Source organism: Bizionia argentinensis JUB59 (assembly GCF_000224335.1).
Classification (GTDB): domain Bacteria; phylum Bacteroidota; class Bacteroidia; order Flavobacteriales; family Flavobacteriaceae; genus Algorimicrobium; species Algorimicrobium argentinense.
Map to the genome: position 1 here is coordinate 168,844 of NZ_AFXZ01000009.1, position 16,220 is coordinate 185,063.

Annotated in this window: 20 protein-coding genes; 18 read left to right on the forward strand and 2 right to left on the reverse strand. The window is 36.9% G+C overall.

Translation table 11 applies throughout. The features are described 5' to 3' along the window. Positions 1–156 precede the first annotated feature (156 nt). From BZARG_RS15180 to BZARG_RS04070, 17 genes are all read left to right on the forward strand, one after another. Complete coding sequence (locus tag BZARG_RS15180; protein ID WP_008635585.1) at positions 157–2,187, forward strand: phage tail tape measure protein; 2,031 nt, start codon at positions 157–159, stop codon at positions 2,185–2,187. Beyond that, entirely contained in the window at positions 2,187–2,849 is a 663-nt protein-coding gene (locus BZARG_RS03995; RefSeq protein ID WP_008635499.1) for a DUF6046 domain-containing protein, read from the forward strand. Before BZARG_RS15180 ends, BZARG_RS03995 begins: the two co-directional genes overlap by 1 nt. A 24-nt stretch (positions 2,850–2,873) precedes the next feature. Then, complete coding sequence (locus tag BZARG_RS04000) at positions 2,874–3,293, forward strand: hypothetical protein (protein WP_008635363.1); 420 nt, start codon at positions 2,874–2,876, stop codon at positions 3,291–3,293. 60 nt (positions 3,294–3,353) lie between these two features. Further along, positions 3,354–4,325, forward strand: coding sequence for a hypothetical protein (locus tag BZARG_RS04005; RefSeq protein WP_008635571.1), 972 nt, complete (start codon positions 3,354–3,356; stop codon positions 4,323–4,325). Between the two features lie 4 nt (positions 4,326–4,329). Continuing rightward, complete coding sequence (locus BZARG_RS04010) at positions 4,330–4,890, forward strand: hypothetical protein (protein ID WP_008635337.1); 561 nt, start codon at positions 4,330–4,332, stop codon at positions 4,888–4,890. Between the two features lie 6 nt (positions 4,891–4,896). Continuing rightward, positions 4,897–5,109, forward strand: a complete 213-nt coding sequence (locus BZARG_RS04015) for a hypothetical protein (RefSeq protein ID WP_008635439.1) — start codon at positions 4,897–4,899, stop codon at positions 5,107–5,109. After that, complete coding sequence (locus BZARG_RS04020) at positions 5,109–5,450, forward strand: hypothetical protein (RefSeq protein WP_008635508.1); 342 nt, start codon at positions 5,109–5,111, stop codon at positions 5,448–5,450. Before BZARG_RS04015 ends, BZARG_RS04020 begins: the two co-directional genes overlap by 1 nt. Then, the gene (locus tag BZARG_RS04025; RefSeq protein WP_008635678.1) at positions 5,443–5,730 is read left to right on the forward strand and encodes a hypothetical protein; all 288 of its coding nucleotides are present in this window, start codon (positions 5,443–5,445) and stop codon (positions 5,728–5,730) included. Before BZARG_RS04020 ends, BZARG_RS04025 begins: the two co-directional genes overlap by 8 nt. After that, a complete protein-coding gene (locus BZARG_RS04030) occupies positions 5,730–6,599 on the forward strand; it encodes a hypothetical protein (RefSeq protein WP_008635482.1) in 870 nt (289 codons plus the stop codon). The genes BZARG_RS04025 and BZARG_RS04030 overlap by 1 nt, the downstream gene beginning before the upstream one ends. After that, a complete protein-coding gene (locus tag BZARG_RS04035) occupies positions 6,589–7,056 on the forward strand; it encodes a hypothetical protein (protein WP_008635395.1) in 468 nt (155 codons plus the stop codon). The genes BZARG_RS04030 and BZARG_RS04035 overlap by 11 nt, the downstream gene beginning before the upstream one ends. A gap of 3 nt (positions 7,057–7,059) precedes the next feature. Then, positions 7,060–7,893 (forward strand): hypothetical protein, encoded by an 834-nt coding sequence (locus BZARG_RS15185; protein ID WP_008635676.1) that lies wholly within the window; start codon positions 7,060–7,062, stop codon positions 7,891–7,893. A gap of 1 nt (position 7,894) precedes the next feature. Further along, the gene (locus tag BZARG_RS04045; RefSeq protein ID WP_008635494.1) at positions 7,895–10,558 is read left to right on the forward strand and encodes a pyocin knob domain-containing protein; all 2,664 of its coding nucleotides are present in this window, start codon (positions 7,895–7,897) and stop codon (positions 10,556–10,558) included. A 197-nt stretch (positions 10,559–10,755) separates the two neighbouring features. Then, entirely contained in the window at positions 10,756–11,391 is a 636-nt protein-coding gene (locus tag BZARG_RS04050) for a thymidylate synthase (protein WP_008635723.1), read from the forward strand. 52 nt (positions 11,392–11,443) lie between these two features. Continuing rightward, the gene (locus BZARG_RS04055) at positions 11,444–12,268 is read left to right on the forward strand and encodes a DNA adenine methylase (protein WP_008635376.1); all 825 of its coding nucleotides are present in this window, start codon (positions 11,444–11,446) and stop codon (positions 12,266–12,268) included. A gap of 144 nt (positions 12,269–12,412) precedes the next feature. Beyond that, positions 12,413–12,868, forward strand: coding sequence for a DUF4442 domain-containing protein (locus BZARG_RS04060; RefSeq protein ID WP_008635492.1), 456 nt, complete (start codon positions 12,413–12,415; stop codon positions 12,866–12,868). A 44-nt stretch (positions 12,869–12,912) separates the two neighbouring features. Further along, a complete protein-coding gene (locus BZARG_RS04065) occupies positions 12,913–13,713 on the forward strand; it encodes a TIGR00266 family protein (protein WP_008635658.1) in 801 nt (266 codons plus the stop codon). Between the two features lie 212 nt (positions 13,714–13,925). Continuing rightward, entirely contained in the window at positions 13,926–14,123 is a 198-nt protein-coding gene (locus BZARG_RS04070) for a hypothetical protein (protein WP_040287986.1), read from the forward strand. 32 nt (positions 14,124–14,155) lie between these two features. Here the strand turns inward: BZARG_RS04070 and BZARG_RS04075 are convergent, their stop codons facing one another. Further along, the gene (locus BZARG_RS04075) at positions 14,156–15,094 is read right to left on the reverse strand and encodes a hydrogen peroxide-inducible genes activator (protein WP_008635380.1); all 939 of its coding nucleotides are present in this window, start codon (positions 15,092–15,094) and stop codon (positions 14,156–14,158) included. A 105-nt stretch (positions 15,095–15,199) separates the two neighbouring features. Between BZARG_RS04075 and BZARG_RS04080 the strand changes: the two genes are divergently transcribed. Next, positions 15,200–15,679 carry a Dps family protein gene (locus BZARG_RS04080; RefSeq protein ID WP_008635691.1) on the forward strand — a complete coding sequence of 160 codons (480 nt, stop codon included), beginning with the start codon at positions 15,200–15,202 and terminating at the stop codon, positions 15,677–15,679. 72 nt (positions 15,680–15,751) lie between these two features. Here the strand turns inward: BZARG_RS04080 and BZARG_RS04085 are convergent, their stop codons facing one another. After that, on the reverse strand, positions 15,752–16,171 hold the full coding sequence (locus tag BZARG_RS04085) for a DUF2141 domain-containing protein (protein WP_008635528.1): 420 nt from the start codon (positions 16,169–16,171) through the stop codon (positions 15,752–15,754). Between the last annotated feature and the right edge of the window lie 49 nt (positions 16,172–16,220).

A 16,220-nucleotide genomic window follows, 5' to 3' on the forward strand; every position in this document is an offset into this window, starting at 1 on the left:
AACGATATGATGCGCATCGGTGATGCGCAGCTTCGTTACTACTTTGGCCTCCAAGACCCATCCAGCCTCCCATTACCTATATGGGCACGCAGAATTAGAGAATTAGAGTATATCAGGAAATTAGAAAACCCAGAGTCCTAGGATCAACAAACCAACATGGATAATACATTAAACTACATACTAAAATTTCAATCGGACGCCGACAAAGTCGCTGCGTCCGTTGAGCGTTTGGATAAGGGTGTAAACGATGTTAATAAACATGTTGGAACCATGGGCAATAAGTTTGGGGCTGCTATGGATAAAATTAACTCCAAGCTATCCGGTATGCGCATGAATGCCTTTGTGCAAAATGTGCAGTCCGCTTCGCAAGGATTAGACTCCTTATCGGCACCAGGACTAAAACTAACATCATCATTAGCCGACCTTTCGGCCATTACCGATGTAACAGGAGATAAACTGAAAGAAATAGAAGGCTATGCCCGGACATCTGCCAAAACCTTTGGCGGTGAAGCTGCCGATGGTGTAGAAGCTTACAAACTTATATTATCACAATTAACGCCAGAGTTAGCCAAAGCACCTAAAGCTCTACAGGGTATGGGTACACATATTCAAACCTTAAGTAAAACTATGGGCGGCGATGTAAGCGCAGCCTCTGAAGTATTAACTACAGCTTTAAACCAGTATCAAGTGTCTTTAGACGACCCCATGAAGGCCACGGACGAAATGGCAAAAATGATGAACATTATGGCGGCAGCTGCTAAAGCAGGTTCGGCAGAACTGCCACAACAAAAGGCGGCATTGGAGCAATCTGGTATGGCTGCTAAAAGTGCTAAACTTCGTTTTGAAGAACACGCAGCCGCTATTCAGGTATTAGATAAAGCAGGAAAAAAAGGAAGCGAAGGTGGTGTGGCATTACGTAACACGTTAGCCATATTATCAACCGGTCGATTTTTGCCTAAAGATATACAGGAGGAGCTGCAAGCTGCAGGCGTGGATATTGATGTTTTGGGCGATAAATCTTTAGACTTTACAGAAAGGTTAAAGCCGCTTAAAAGTATTATAGACGATACGGCATTAGTAACGAAGCTATTTGGACGAGAAAATAGTAACTCCGCATTAGCCTTAATTAACGGTATATCAGCTCAAGAAGATTTAAAGGGGCAAATTACAGAAACCAATACCGCCTACGAGCAAGCCGCCATTGTAATGGAAGCTCCAGCAGAAAAGGCTGCGAGATTTCGCGCGCGAATTGACGATTTAAAAATTAGCATGTTTAACCTTACTGGAGGCACATTAGCGTATGCCGCTGAATTAGGTAGTATGGCTTTTGATATTTCTAACCTAATACCCATTATTAGCGGTTTTGGTCAGGGCATTGCCTTTGTAACGAATGCCACTAAAATGCAAGCGTTATGGACAAGCATTACAAGTGGCGCTACTGCAGTTTGGACGGGTATTCAATGGGGATTAAACGCCGCCATGAACGCCAATCCAATTGGATTAATAGTAATTGCTGTTGCTGCATTAGCAGCGGGAATTGCTTGGGTGTCAACAAAAACAGAAGGCTGGGGTCAAGCTTGGGAGCATACCGTAAACGGCGGTAAATTATTGTTTAAGTTATTTGGTGATGTGGTTAAGCTAGAATTTTTAACCGTAGTAAACGGCTTAATGATTGGGCTAAACTCCATTAAAAAAGGCTGGTACGAGTTTAAGGATGCTGTTGGTTTAGGAGATAGTTCTGAAAATCAGAAAATGATTAGTCAAATAAAAGCCGATACTGAAAGTAGAAAGCAAGCTGTTATAGACCAAGCTAAAGAAGTAAGACAAACAGCCTTGGACGCGGCCATGGAGTTTAGCCAAGCTGCAAACTCTATAAAATGGAAAACCGATGTGGAAACGGGCGATGTTACCGATTCAGGAATTAGTGATCCATCGGCACCAGGAGTAGTTTCAGGAAATGCGAATGCCAACGGAAGTGGAGGTGGCTCTGGATCAGGTTCAAAAACAAATAAGGCCATTGCCACAGGCGGAACAAAGCATAATTATATAACAATTAGTTTGGAGTCGCTTATTGGCGCACTCACAATAAAAGGCGGCGACTTTAAAGACAGCGCGAAACAAATGCAAGACCAAAGTGTGGATGCATTAGTACGAACATTGGCTTTAGCCACAACAGCAGGCGGATAATGAGGTTTGATAAAGCAGGTATATTATTTTCAAGTTTAGTGGGCGTTGGCAGAACCAGACGCTTTGGCCTAGTTCAAAATGAACTATCCAAACACGTACTGCCACCAATTCCATTTATAGGCTTTAAAGGCAAAACGGGCATTGTGCCAATTGAAAATGAAATCGAGCAATCCGTTTGGGAGTCAAGCCCACCGTTAAGCGCGGATGATCAGTTCTTCCCGTTTTACTTTGTTGGAAGTGATGGTGTAAAATACTTACTGCCTTATGAACCGATGATAAATATAAACGGCAAAAACACGCTTATCCGAAGAAACGTTGCCAAAGCAAAAACCAAAGGCGGCCGTGAAGTTGGCGGCTCAATTAAGGAGCGTTGGAACCAAGGCGATTATGATATTACCATTACCGGTGTTTTAATTGGCTCATTGCTTACCGGTAATGTAGAAGACTGCTTTCCACGTGAAGACTTTGAGAAGCTTCGGGATTTTATGACCACGCCTAAAAGTTTAAAGGTGTATTGTGAACCGCTTCAGTTATTAGGAATTAACCAAATAGTAATTGAAGATTTTAGTTTCCCTTTTACCAAAGGCGAAAATGTGCAAGCATACGAGATTAAATGTTACAGTGATTTTGACTATAAATTATTATTAGATATCGATGATTAAAGATATAACAGAATTTTAGATTTTATGAAAGCGAAAGCAGGGCTCTTTGCTTTACTAATCGGGATGATTAGTTTAGTGGGATTCGGACACACAACCGACCTAGGCCAAAATTCAAATAGCGTGGACTGCGAGTTTTTCGAGACTCAAACGGTTGCGTCTTGTGTAGATTTTCAAATGAATGAAGTAGCTGCTATTACAAATGAAAACCCTTTGGTTTATCATTATGGCTTTACGGTTATTTCAACAGGTTTTAAAACCAATTTAAACGGCATTGAAAATTTAAAAAGTTCTGATCTGAGCTTGGCCATTAAACCTCCTGAAATACACTTTTATCATAATAGGAATTTAAGCTATATCAAGTATCCAAATCCTGAAGCAATGAATGAACCAAAATGCCATTTTTGCAGAAATGCTCGCGATGCATTAAGGACGTTAAATAGTTAGTAAACAAAATTTATATATAAAAAGCACCTGTATTGTGCAGGTGCTTTTTTAAACTTATTCATGCTAAACATAGACTGGTACATAGAATTTAAGAACCAAGAAGGCAAACGCTTTCAGTTGGCTCTTTTGGGTGAGTGCGAAATTATCTCGAGTGTAGACAATTTAGCAGACACCGCCACTATTGTATTGCCAGAAGCGGTTATGAATGAGCCGTTAAATTTTGAAAACAAAATAGGTCGTGGCACCGAAGTAACTATTCGGTTAGGGTATGATGAAAATTTAGAAGATGAATTTTCGGGCTATATCCAAGACATCACGAATAACGATAGTTCTTTGAAAATACTGTGCGAGGATGCTTTGTTTCTATTTCGCGTTGGCGTTCCAGATGTAGAACTGAAGCCAACATCATTAAGCCAAATAGCGCAACATGTTATTGATAATATTGATAGCAGTTTTACGGTTAATTGTGATTATACGGTGAGTTATGAAAAGTTTACCATTCATCAGGCAACTGGTTATGATGTGCTGAAGAAAATCCAAGAGGAAACGAAAGCGAATATCTATTTCGACACCAAAAACAAGGTTTTACACATTCATCCACCTTATATAGAAAAAGGCGGTGAAGTTTTTTATTCCATGCAAAAAAACATTGAAGAATCAAGTTTAGAGTTTAAAAACAAGTTAGACACTAAAGTTGAAGTCACCATTGAAACTACGGATATAAACGGCAATGTTAAAAAAGTTGTTTCAGGTACTACGGGAGGCGATAAAATAACGCTAAAAGTTCGGACAATGGATGAAGCGAGCATGCAAAAAATAGCAGATAATGAAGCAAGGAGGGCGACTGCTCCAGGTTATGAAGGTAGTTTTGATACCTGGTTAATTCCGTTTTGCGCGCCAACCTATTCGGCACGAATTAAAGACGAAGATTATCCAGATAAAACAGCCTACTATTACGTGAAAAGCGTAACCACAACATTAAGCGAATCGGGAGGTGTACGGACTATTACACCAGGAATAAAGTTGAGTTAAAAATATGGCAGATTTAGGCGACATAAAAAAGTTATTGCGCGAGGTAGTTGGCGCTAATCCAAACTTACCTATTCCGGCCACTGTAATAAGTGTATCTGGAGATACGTGCAAAGTGAAACTTAATAGCGGGTTAGAACTAACCGATGTTAAGCTGAAGGCAACTAGTAATGGCGATGCTAATTTTGTTTTAATAACGCCAAAGGCTAATAGCCAAGTATTGCTTTTAAGCTTGTCTGGTGGCTTGGAAAACTTAACGGTTATAAAAGTAGATGACGTTGAGAAATTAGAATATCAGCAAGACGGCATTTTAGTTCAAGTAGATAGCACCACACCAAAAGTATTGGTAAAAGTGGCTGAACAATTAGAAATATTAGCAGATGGAACGGATTATAAAGTGTCCGTAAAAAACAATGCAGCATCATTAGTGGATGTTATGCAGGATTTAGCCGATTTGCTAAAGCAATTAAAAGTGTTTACACCAGCTGGTCCGAGTGGCACACCATTACCGGATAGCATAACGGCAATAACACAATTTGAAACCAAGTTTAAACAGCTTTTAAAATAGAATTAAATGGCACTTAACAAATCCGCTTTAAAAAGTGAAATAGTTAGCATTATGACCGATATGTTAACCCGTGAAACGAACTCGGTAGACGAGTTTGCCACACGTTTAAGCAACGCTATTGATACCTATGTAAAAGGCGCTGATATTATTTATACAGCTGGATTAATTGATGCGGAAGCACGACCAGTTACAGGAACGTTTGAAGGTGATTTAGAATAATGAGTAAGGATATAGGCATACAAGTAATAGACAACACAGATCAGGGCGAGGTTCTCGATTTAAAAATTGACACACTTCGCGATGCTAATAACAAAATTGTTAGCGGTTTGGTAGTTGGCAATACGCTGGAGCAGAACAAAGCTTTTATTCTTATTGCACAGCCCAACGATTTTAAAGACCACCCAACACTAGGCGTTGGCTTTGAGGATAATTTGTTAGGCGAAGATCTTTTGGAGTATCGCCACAAAATACGTGAGCATTTTGCGATGGATGGACTAAAGGTTACGCAGTTGGATTTATATGATTTAACCGGCATTAAAATAGAGGCGCAGTATGAGTAATATAGTAAAGCAAGGCCAAAGCTTTTTTGATAAGGTTACGCAGTTAACAGGTTCGATTGAAAATGTACTGAAGGAATCCATTTTAAATGGCGTGAGTATAACAGACGATTTGCCTATTGGTTACGCGGTGCAAGTCACTGAAATTACCAACAGACGCGTTGTAGGTTATTTTAACCCCTTTAATGAGCCAGCCACAGCTTTAGCCGCTGATAAAAGAAAAGAAATTGATAGCCTAGGCATTGGCGCTATGGTAATTCAGGACACATTTATAGTAGGATAATGAGAACAAAAGCAGACATAAAAAAACAAATTACCGCGCCATTTGTGGCAAATTCACATATTGTGGCCGCCTATGGTTTGGACGAAAACAAGACCTTTGAAGAGCAATTTTCTATTGTCAGTTTTGAAAATATTCTATTTGATTTGATGGTGAATATTATATTCTTTTTAGAATTGCTTTTCGTGGAGCATGTAAAAGAAGTCGATACTAAACTGCTGAATCAAAAGAATGCGAGACTGCCTTGGTATAGAACCATGGCTTTACAGTTTCAATATGGTTTTGATTTAGTGGCTGATAAAGACTATTACGATAACGGTTCTGCTACGGCCGATCAGATTGAAGCTTCAAAAATAATTAAGTATGCTGCCGTAAACGAAAGCGATGACGAAAGTCGCGTGATATTAAAAATAGCAGGCGAAGTGGCCGACGAATTGGCGCCAATACCAGTACCAGAACGTGCTGCCTTTGATGCTTATGTAAAAGAATTTAGACCAGGCGGTGTTAAGGTTACCATTATAAACTATGAGCCAGACTTATTGTATTTGAATTTAGCAATATATCGTGATCCGTTAGTGCTTGATGCTAATGGTATGAGCATATTAAATGGTAATTACCCCGTAAACGATGCTATTGCTGCTTATATGAAGCTACTGCCGTTTGATGGTGCCTTTGTGATTTTCGACTTTTTGAATTACATAAAAGATAACGCTCAAGGTGTGGTTACACCGGTGGCCGTTAATATTGAATCGGCTTGGATAGATCCCATATTAGAAGGCTATGGCTCGCCTGTAAGTATAGATGTGAAACGCATACCAGAAAGCGGTTATTATAAGGTGGTTAATTTTGATAACATTACGTATGTGGGATAAAATAAGTGTTATACGATTTGCCTATAATTTGCTGCCAACATTTTTGCGGAAGCCTGTTTTATCGGCATTTGTAAAGGTTGTTACCGATCCGTTGAGCGCTATGTATTACGACTGGTATAATAAACGCCAAGAGCATTTACACATACTAGGTCATAACTGGCAAATTTGCTACATGCGTGGTGCTTTGAATGATAAGTTTGATCCTGATTTAAGACGTATATACATAGATGGAACTGGTGGCGAGTCTAGCAAGACTTACATATATACACCACCTGAAAACCAAACAAAATATTTAGGCAAAATATACATACATAACAGTTTGGAGTTTGCCGATACAGGAGCCGACTTTACAGTATACGTGCCAGCCGAAATAATGGCAACACAATTTTACGAAGTTCACGCACAAATAGAGCTTTACAAATTAGGCGGAAAACGCTATTTAATTATTGAAATATAGACCATGAATAAACAAAACTTTTTACAAACAGGCGGTTTTCCTTTAGAAACCGACACGCTAAATGCCATGCAAGAAGCGTATAGCGTATTTAATGCCTTGGGCGAATTGGCAGGAAACAAAGCCATTATAAAAGGCTGTGTAGTTTCAGGAAGCACCACCACCGATGGTGTTGTTTATATAAATGGCGAAGTCTTTAAGTTTGTTGGTGGTCAAACGCAATCTCGCGTTAAAATACTTGAAACTTCCACTTCAAAGGAATTTGAAGATGGTAGTACAAACGCGGTTCATTTTGAGCGCTACGTAACTTTTGCATCTGGCACAGGATCTATTTCTTGGGCTGAATTTGCAAAATTAACCACATTAAGAGAATTGTCAAGGCGTTTATTGCCAGCTGGTACAAATCCGCAATTATACTCCGGAAGCGTTAATAACATTCCTTCAGGTTGGCAGCTTTGCGATGGCACAAACGGAACGGAAAATCTAAAAGGTAGCTTTATTGTTGGCTATGATCCAAACGATAGTGATTATAATGCAATTGGTAAAGTAGGCGGAACTAAAAAGGTTACGCCTAGTGGAAATTTAGATAGTCGTTCTATTAACGTAACAGTGCCTAGAGATGGTTGGTCAACATTTGGATCAGGATTAGGAGCTGTAAAATCTGGTAGAATAGTCGTTGGATCAGGACAGCAGGAAAATAGTGAATACCTTGAGAGTTTACGCGCGTCTGGTATTGATAGAACTTTAACTTCAACACCGCATAGTCATACTTTTACAGGGAATCAGCAAGACAATAGAGCACCTTATTACACATTAGCATACATTATATATATAGGATAATATGGCAAATTTAAGCACAATTAAAAACTGGTTTAAAACTGGTTTAAAACCAACACAAGCGCAATTTTGGGCGACTTGGGATTCTTTTCGGCATAAGGATGATGCTATTCCATTGGCTTCTATTGACGGACTTGAAGATGATTTGGACGGTAAGGTTGATAAGATATCCGGGTTTGGGTTGAGTGAAGAGAACTTTACGGCATTAGAGGCTCTACAAATACAAAGCAATAAGTCGGACATTTTAAACAAGCAGGATAATGCGGATAAAGGTCAGGTCAATGGATACGCTTCTCTGGATGCTTCAGGTAAGGTTCCTTCCTCTGAACTACCAAGCTATGTAGATGACGTTTTGGAGTTTGATGACCTAATAAGTTTTCCTGTGACAGGAGATTCTGGAAAAATCTATATAGCTATAGATACAGGTAAGTCTTATAGATGGTCAGGAACTTCCTTTATACAGTTAATGGACATAGAGGTTCTTGATGAAAATGATTTAGTTAGCAATAGCGCTACAGCTGTGCCAACTCAAAGTAGTGTAAAGACTTATGTGGATAATTTCAGCAACGCTAAAAACGTAAATACTTATGCAAATATTCCTTTAAAAGAAGGTACTTATAATTTTTGGCACAATATTGACGCAAATTTCGCAAATCTTGACACTAATTTTTTTGCACATGATGACGTCACTGTAGAAACTAGGCTGAAGTTTATTGAGGTAGTTGGTGATTGGTTTTATCCGGTAGATTACATTACAGTGATAAGAAGCAAGTTTTACAGAACTATATCTCCAGAAAAAATAGTGTTTAAAGATGATATTTACATAAAAGATGGTAAACATCTAGGTTATGTTATAGATGATAAATATGAGTCTAAAAAAATATTTTATTTTTCTGAAGCATACATCGATTATGTGTTTTATAACGTAGGTAAAGGGTTAGAGGCTAAAAACTGCTATAATAAATCAGAGAATAAGTATGCCTTTCAAGGGGATGCTCCCGATATTGTGAGTACAAGTTATTTGAGATATAGTACTTCTGATTTAATAACATTTAATGGTGAAAACACGCTTATTTTTCCGTCAAAGTTTTTTAAAGATATAGAGATACTTCATTCTGAAATTTTTGTAGGAGAGCGAAAATTAAGCAATTATAGTATTGGACAGTTATCTGATGAATCTGATAAAAGTTTAATCGTTACCGACAATAGTGGGGTATTGTCAAATATACTAATAACTGGAGAGGTAAAGGTGAAAATAGTTTATATAAAAGACGTAATAGGCCTAAATAAATTAACTCCTCTTTCAATAAACACAGGTGTCAATGCTCTGAATTATGAAAGTATTAATACAGCGCACTCTACTAAAATGAGTAACTGGTTTAAGCAATTATATTTGGGGTTTCCTGGAGTTGTTTACGATGCCTCATCAGTTCCAATGCAAAAATTGTCAGAGAGCAAAGCTGTGTTTAATCGGGAGGTGCTTGTAAATAATATAGGCATCGTTTTTTCAGCCGCTAGATCTACTTCAAACAGAATTACAGACTTGTATCAAACATCAAACGAACACTTAATTAATGTAGGGCCATTAGGCAACAATACATTGGTGCGACGTGACGTAACTGTTTCGATCGACAAATTTGTAAATTCATGCATTGTTGTTACGTCTAGAGCAGAAACGGATAATGATGGTACAGACCCATTAGGCACATCTTACGGGTTTGGCGTGGAGTTCAATGAGCCAACGCGTCAAGCAGATCTGACTGCAATAGGTTTAACGCCTGATGTTGACTCGCATCAACAGTCTCCAGCAGTTGCTATTGTCGCAGCCAAATTAAAAATGATTAAAGATGCTACTTCTGCGCCTTGGGATATTATTCGTCAAGCTTGTAGATTAACAGCTTCTAATGCTAATAACTATAATGTTTACCGAGGATTTGGCCAGATAGATACAACAGCTGCAATAGCTATGATACCATCTATGTTGGCTGCGAGAAGTCTAGAACTGGCGGAATATTTTGAATCTACATCAAGATTTCCAGCTTTATTAAAGTACGAAGATAAGGGCGAGAATACCGAGGTTGTAAAAAGAGATCTTGAGCAAGTTTTTAATAATTCCGCTAGGAGGTACTCACTAAATGGAGCAACTAATTGGAATAATTTAAAAGACTCGGGATTATATTCAATTAATAATCAGGCGGATGACATTGGTGCACCATGGACAGGCTCATATTCTTCCCACTTGTTAGTTAATTCTGGTTTTGGTATAATTTCACAAATGGCATTCAAAGGACAAACTAACTCATCCATAATTAAGCACAGAGTTAGTACGGATAACGGAGATTCATTTTCTGCGTGGGTAGAATTATGGCACAGTGGAATAGAAGAAATAACATTGATGGACACTACTCTGTTGGACACCAAGACAGGGTTAACAGTATTAAGTCAAAATAAAGTAGGAGGAGGTAATATTTATATTAGACCAAATGGGAGGGTCAATACAGCAAATCAATTGGTATTAAAACCATTCGTACTTGATTATAATGGTGATATGTTAGTCGGTGGTAAAATAACAGGAAAATCTCTAAAATGCACCAATATTCCAACAAGTGCTTCTGGATTATCAAGTGGAGACATTTGGAGCGATGGGGGTACTTTGAAAATAATTTAAAGAGCCAAATACTACTAATTTCTTTGGAGGGAAGAATTAAAATAATCCTCCAGCTTTAAAAACTTCTCACGGTATTTTAAACACGAGCCCAACGGCTACTGGAGGACATTTGTTGTCTTTTCAGAGTCGTTGGGCTTTTTTGTGTTTTACCGTGAGAAATACAAATATATAAATCAATTACATCAATCAATCAAAAAATGAATAAGTATCACAAACAATTAAAACGTATTCTTGAAAAAGGTAAACAACAAACTAACAAAAAAGGCAGTAACACCTATTTGTTAAATGAAAAGCTGGAGTTAAAACCAGCTGATTTATTAGAAATATTAGAGGCGCATCCAGTTGCAAGAAATAAGCTAAAAAATGAATTAAACCTTTTTATGAAAGGAGAACGCAATACAGAAGCTTATAGGGAAATAGGTGTCAGTTGGTGGGATTACTGTGGACCTATTTTAGTTAATAGCTATCCTACTTATTTAGAGCAATTACCACCTTTAATAGCTAAAATAAACAAGGAACAACGCAATAGTAAAAATTATGTTTTGTTTCTGGGATCTAATAACACGGATACTAACCAACAACCGTGTTTAAGTTTGATACAGTTTCAAATAGAAAACGGCAAACTTTTACTAACAGCTTACCAAAGAAGTAGCGACGCTAATCTTGGTTTGCCAGCGGATATTTATCACTTGTACCTAATTACTAGACAGATAAATTTACCGTTAAAAAGCATCACATTATTCCTTGGCAATGTGCATGTGTATGAAAACAATTTTCAGGACACTAAAAAATTATTAAAAGGAGAATCCGTGAGGTTTTCTCTTAATGTATAAATCAATCAATCAATCAATCAATCAATCAATCAATCAATCAATCAATCGAAAAATGAACAAACAATTCAACACTTCACCTTTGCCGTTTCAGGGACAAAAACGGCGTTTTGTAAAACAATTTAAAGAAGCTTTAAACGTCTTTTCAGATAGTGCTACCTATGTGGATCTATTTGGCGGTTCTGGACTGCTTGCGCATACTGTTAAGCAGAAATATCCAAACGCCAAAGTAATCTGGAATGATTATGATAATTTTCAAAATCGTCTGGAATCTATATCGGAAACAAACCTGTTACTGACCGAATTACGTAGTTTTCTAATTGATTTGCCACGGAAGCAACGTATGGAAGCTATTGATAGAGAGCGCGTTTTAAGAGTGGTTAAAGCGCATGAAACAAAGTATGGTTATGTAGACTATGTTACGTTATCGGGCTCGTTATTATTTAGTGCTAAATACGCCACAAACTATAAGGAGTTTGCAAATGAAAGCTTTTACAACCGAATAAAACTATCAGATTATAATGCTACAGGCTATTTAAGCGGTGTAGAACGCGTACAGAATGATTATAAAGCGTTGTTTGATTCTTATAAGTCGGACACAACGGTTTTTTTAGTAGACCCGCCATACTTGAGCACAGACACCAGTAGTTATAATAAAGATAATTACTGGAAGCTCCGTGACTATTTAGATGTTTTAAGCGTGCTGGACGGCTCGAAATACTTTTATTTCACAAGCAATAAGAGTCAGATCGTTGAGCTTTGTGAATGGATAGAAACACGAACCATGACTGGAAATCCTTTTCAAGGTTCTACAATGACAACTACTGCCGGAACTATTAATCATACAGCAAGTTATACGGATATCATGTTATTTAAGTAAATTTGTATTTAAAGACTGTTTAAAACCTCTTTAAACCGAGTAGTTTTAAGCAGTCTTAACTAACTAATATTTGACGAATGAGTGTGCATTTGGTATTAAAAAGGTGGGCATCTCGATTTTTCGATTATAAAAAATATAAAGTAAATGACTGTTTCTCCTAGTAAACTCAATATGTTTCTAATGTTCAAATTACCAGCTGCTTACTTAACAGGTGTGCGAGTAAAATCATTAGATTCGGAACAATGTGTGGTAACAGTCAAACACCGATGGGTAAATCAAAATCCTTTCAAATCTATGTTTTGGGCAGTTCAAGGTATGGCTGCCGAGCTAACTACAGGCGCTTTAGTTATGCAGAAAATTAATGCAAGTGGTGAAAAAATTTCTATGTTAGTGTTAGCAAATAATGCAAGTTTCACCAAGAAAGCAACTGGACGTATCACATTTGTATGTAAAGATAGAAGTAAAATAGACGAAGCCATAAAGCGTACTATTGAAACAGGTGAGGGGCAAACCATTTGGATGCATGCCGTTGGTACGAATTCAGAAAATATAATTGTATCTGAATTTAACTTCGAATGGACACTAAAATTAAAACAATAACCGTTTATAATTAACAAAGCAGTTTTCTAAACACCAAAATAATTATGAATGCACACGAAATAGATTACGCCATTTACGGCGAAGAAATGCAATATGTTGAAATAGAACTTGACCCTCAAGAAGGTGTTGTCGCTGAGGCAGGAAGCTTTATGATGATGGACGATGGTATTAAAATGGAAACTATTTTTGGCGATGGGTCATCTCAAAATAAAGGTTTTATGGGCTCTCTATTTGGTGCCGGGAAACGTATTCTTACAGGCGAGAGTTTATTTATGACTGTATTCTATAATAACTTGGTAGGAAAACGGCGCATTAGTTTTGCATCGCCCTATCCTGGAAAAATTTTAGCTATAGACTTAACCGAATGCGATGGGAAATTTATTTGTCAAAAAGATGCTTTTTTATGTGCCGCAAAAGGCGTTACTATTGGTATTGAATTCAGTAAACGTTTAGGTCGCGGGCTTTTTGGTGGCGAAGGTTTTATCATGCAAAAATTAGAAGGTGATGGTATGGCATTTGTTCACGCTGGCGGTACGCTGGCAAAGCGCATATTACAAGCAGGCGAAACCCTCCGTGTAGATACAGGCTGTATTGTTGGTTTCACCCAAGGTATTGATTATGATGTGGAATTTGTAGGTGGTATTAAAAACACCATTTTTGGAGGTGAAGGTTTATTTTTTGCCAAATTACAAGGGCCAGGAACAGTTTATATTCAGTCTTTGCCATTTAGTCGTTTGGCAAGAAGAGTGTTAGCATCAGCACCACAAGGTGGCGGAAAGGACAAAGGCGAAGGAAGTATTTTGGGAGGATTAGGCGATTTGTTAGATGGCGATAACCGATTTTAGTTTATTTGGCTAGTCATTAATTATCGTAAAATATCCATGAGTCTAATGTTCTAAAGGCTTACCTGATTTTTTAGTTTTTTAACGATTTTTTTGCTTGTTAAAGTTTGGCTTCAAGCTAAAAAGTGATGGCTTTTTTCACTATATTTATGAAAACCAAAAGATATTAGTGCCTATTAAGAATTCTACTTTTTTAACCTAAAAATTTTAAAGAAATGTCCAGAGCAATGTTCGAGTACACCAAAACTGTGCTTAAAAAAGTAAGTTTTGATGCTACCTTGTTTTGCAAAGAAGTACAAAAAGCCCTTCAAAGATTATTACCTTATGAAATTGAAGAGCTTAAGGTTTATATTGAATCTTTAGTACAGCAAAATCCCGATTTAAACCAATGTTTAATTTATCTAGAAGAATAAAAAAGAAGGCGACCAATTGGTCGCCTTCTTTTTTATTTAGGTAACGGACTTATAATGTTTACATTTTGAAATGCAATTGCGCCTCTGATAATACCAGATATTACCTCGTGCATAGCATCAATAATCTGCATTTTTAGTTCGCTTTTATGATATAGTAAACTCACTTCTCGTGCCGGCGACGGTTCGTTAAAATAATGTAAGTTGTTTTTGCCTTTCTCACTTAAATCTAAAGTATGTAAATAGGGAAGAAGTGTCATGCCCATGCCTTCATCCGACAGTTTAATTAAAGTTTCAATACTACCACTTTCCAATTGAAATTGATCCTCGTTTTGGCTTTTAAAGTTTTTACATAAATTAATAACACCATCTCGAAAACAATGGCCATCCTCAAGAAGTAGCATATCGTCTATTTCTAAATCATCAGTGTTTATTTTTTCTTTGCTGGATAATCGGTGGTGTTTTGGAATATAACCTACAAATGGTTCAAAATACAAAACACGCTCTTTTATGTTGGGACTTTCTAAAGGTGTGGCAGCAATAGCAGCATCTAAATGTCCTTCATTAATACGCGATATTATATCTTCAGTGGTAAGCTCTTCTATTTTTAACTTTATTTTTGGGTACTTTTTAATAAAAGCTTTTAAAAACATCGGTAGTAGTGTGGGCATAATAGTAGGAATAATACCTATTTTAAATTCGCCACCAATAAATCCTTTTTGCTGATCTACAATATCTTGAATTCGGTACGACTCATTAACAATATTCTTGGCTTGCGTCACAATTTTTTTACCAACTTCTGTTAATTCTATTGGTTTCTTACTTCTATCAAAAATTTGAATATCCAGCTCACCTTCTAGTTTCTGTATTTGCATACTCAATGTAGGTTGCGTAACAAAACACTTTTCGGCTGCTTTGGTGAAATTCTGTTGCTCGGCAACAGCTAATACGTAATAAAGTTGCGTAATTGTCATAGGTATCAATTTTGACTATAAAAATATAAAATCTATCAATAAAACTTATACTAAAAACTACTAATTATGTCTTAAATTTGTATTGAACTTAAAAACGATAGCATTATGACATTAAATACAATAGGATTAGATCAGAAGAAAACAAAAGACATAGCTAACGACTTAAACGGTTTATTAGCTAACTTTCAAGTGTACTACCAAAACTTGAGAGGTATTCATTGGAATATAAAAGGAAAACGTTTTTTCGATTTACATGTAAAATTTGAAGAATTATACACCGATGCTAATTTAAAAGTAGATGAAATTGCTGAACGTATTTTAACGCTCGGTGAAACGCCACTGCATACTTTTGACGATTACATTAAAGCAGCTAAAGTTCCTGTAGGAAAAAATATTTCACAAGATGAAAAAGCAGTACGTTTAATTGTAGACTCTCTTTCAGAATTACTGAAACTAGAACGTCAAATTTTAAATAAAACAGACGAAGCTGGTGATGAAGGTACCAACTCCATGATGAGTGACTTTATTACAGAGCAAGAAAAAACGGTTTGGATGATGAAAGCTTGGTTAAGCGAAACCGTATAATAATTGGTTTATTGATAAATAGAAAAAGTGACCTGCACAATTTGTGTAGGTCGCTTTTTTTATGCTTTATTCTTAAAATCGGATGTTAATTTCCATTTTAGACTTTAGGTCAAATTTGGCAGCATTAAAAGTTGGTGGACCAAATAGCATCGGGTTGTTAGACACGCCATAATATTCTAAAGGCATTCCATTTATTTCCAAATCCATTCTGGAATTATCATTTTCATCATGTAAAACCATAATGGCATACGTTCCTAGTTTTACATCCTTAAAAGTAGCTAATACTTTGCCGTCTTGCACTTTTGTTTTTATATTCTGAAGTGCTTCAGTCTTCATAAAAGTTTCAGCAGAATGTAATCCAATTAATATATGACCGCGATTATTTAATGGATTGTCAACTTTAACCGAAACGGTATAGGTCTGTATACTATCCTGTGCGTGGGTTAAAAATGAGATTAATGTGGAGATTACTAAAATAGCAATAGTTTTCATGAGTGTTGGTTTTTAGATTATTACTGAGTAAATATCTATAAAACAAACT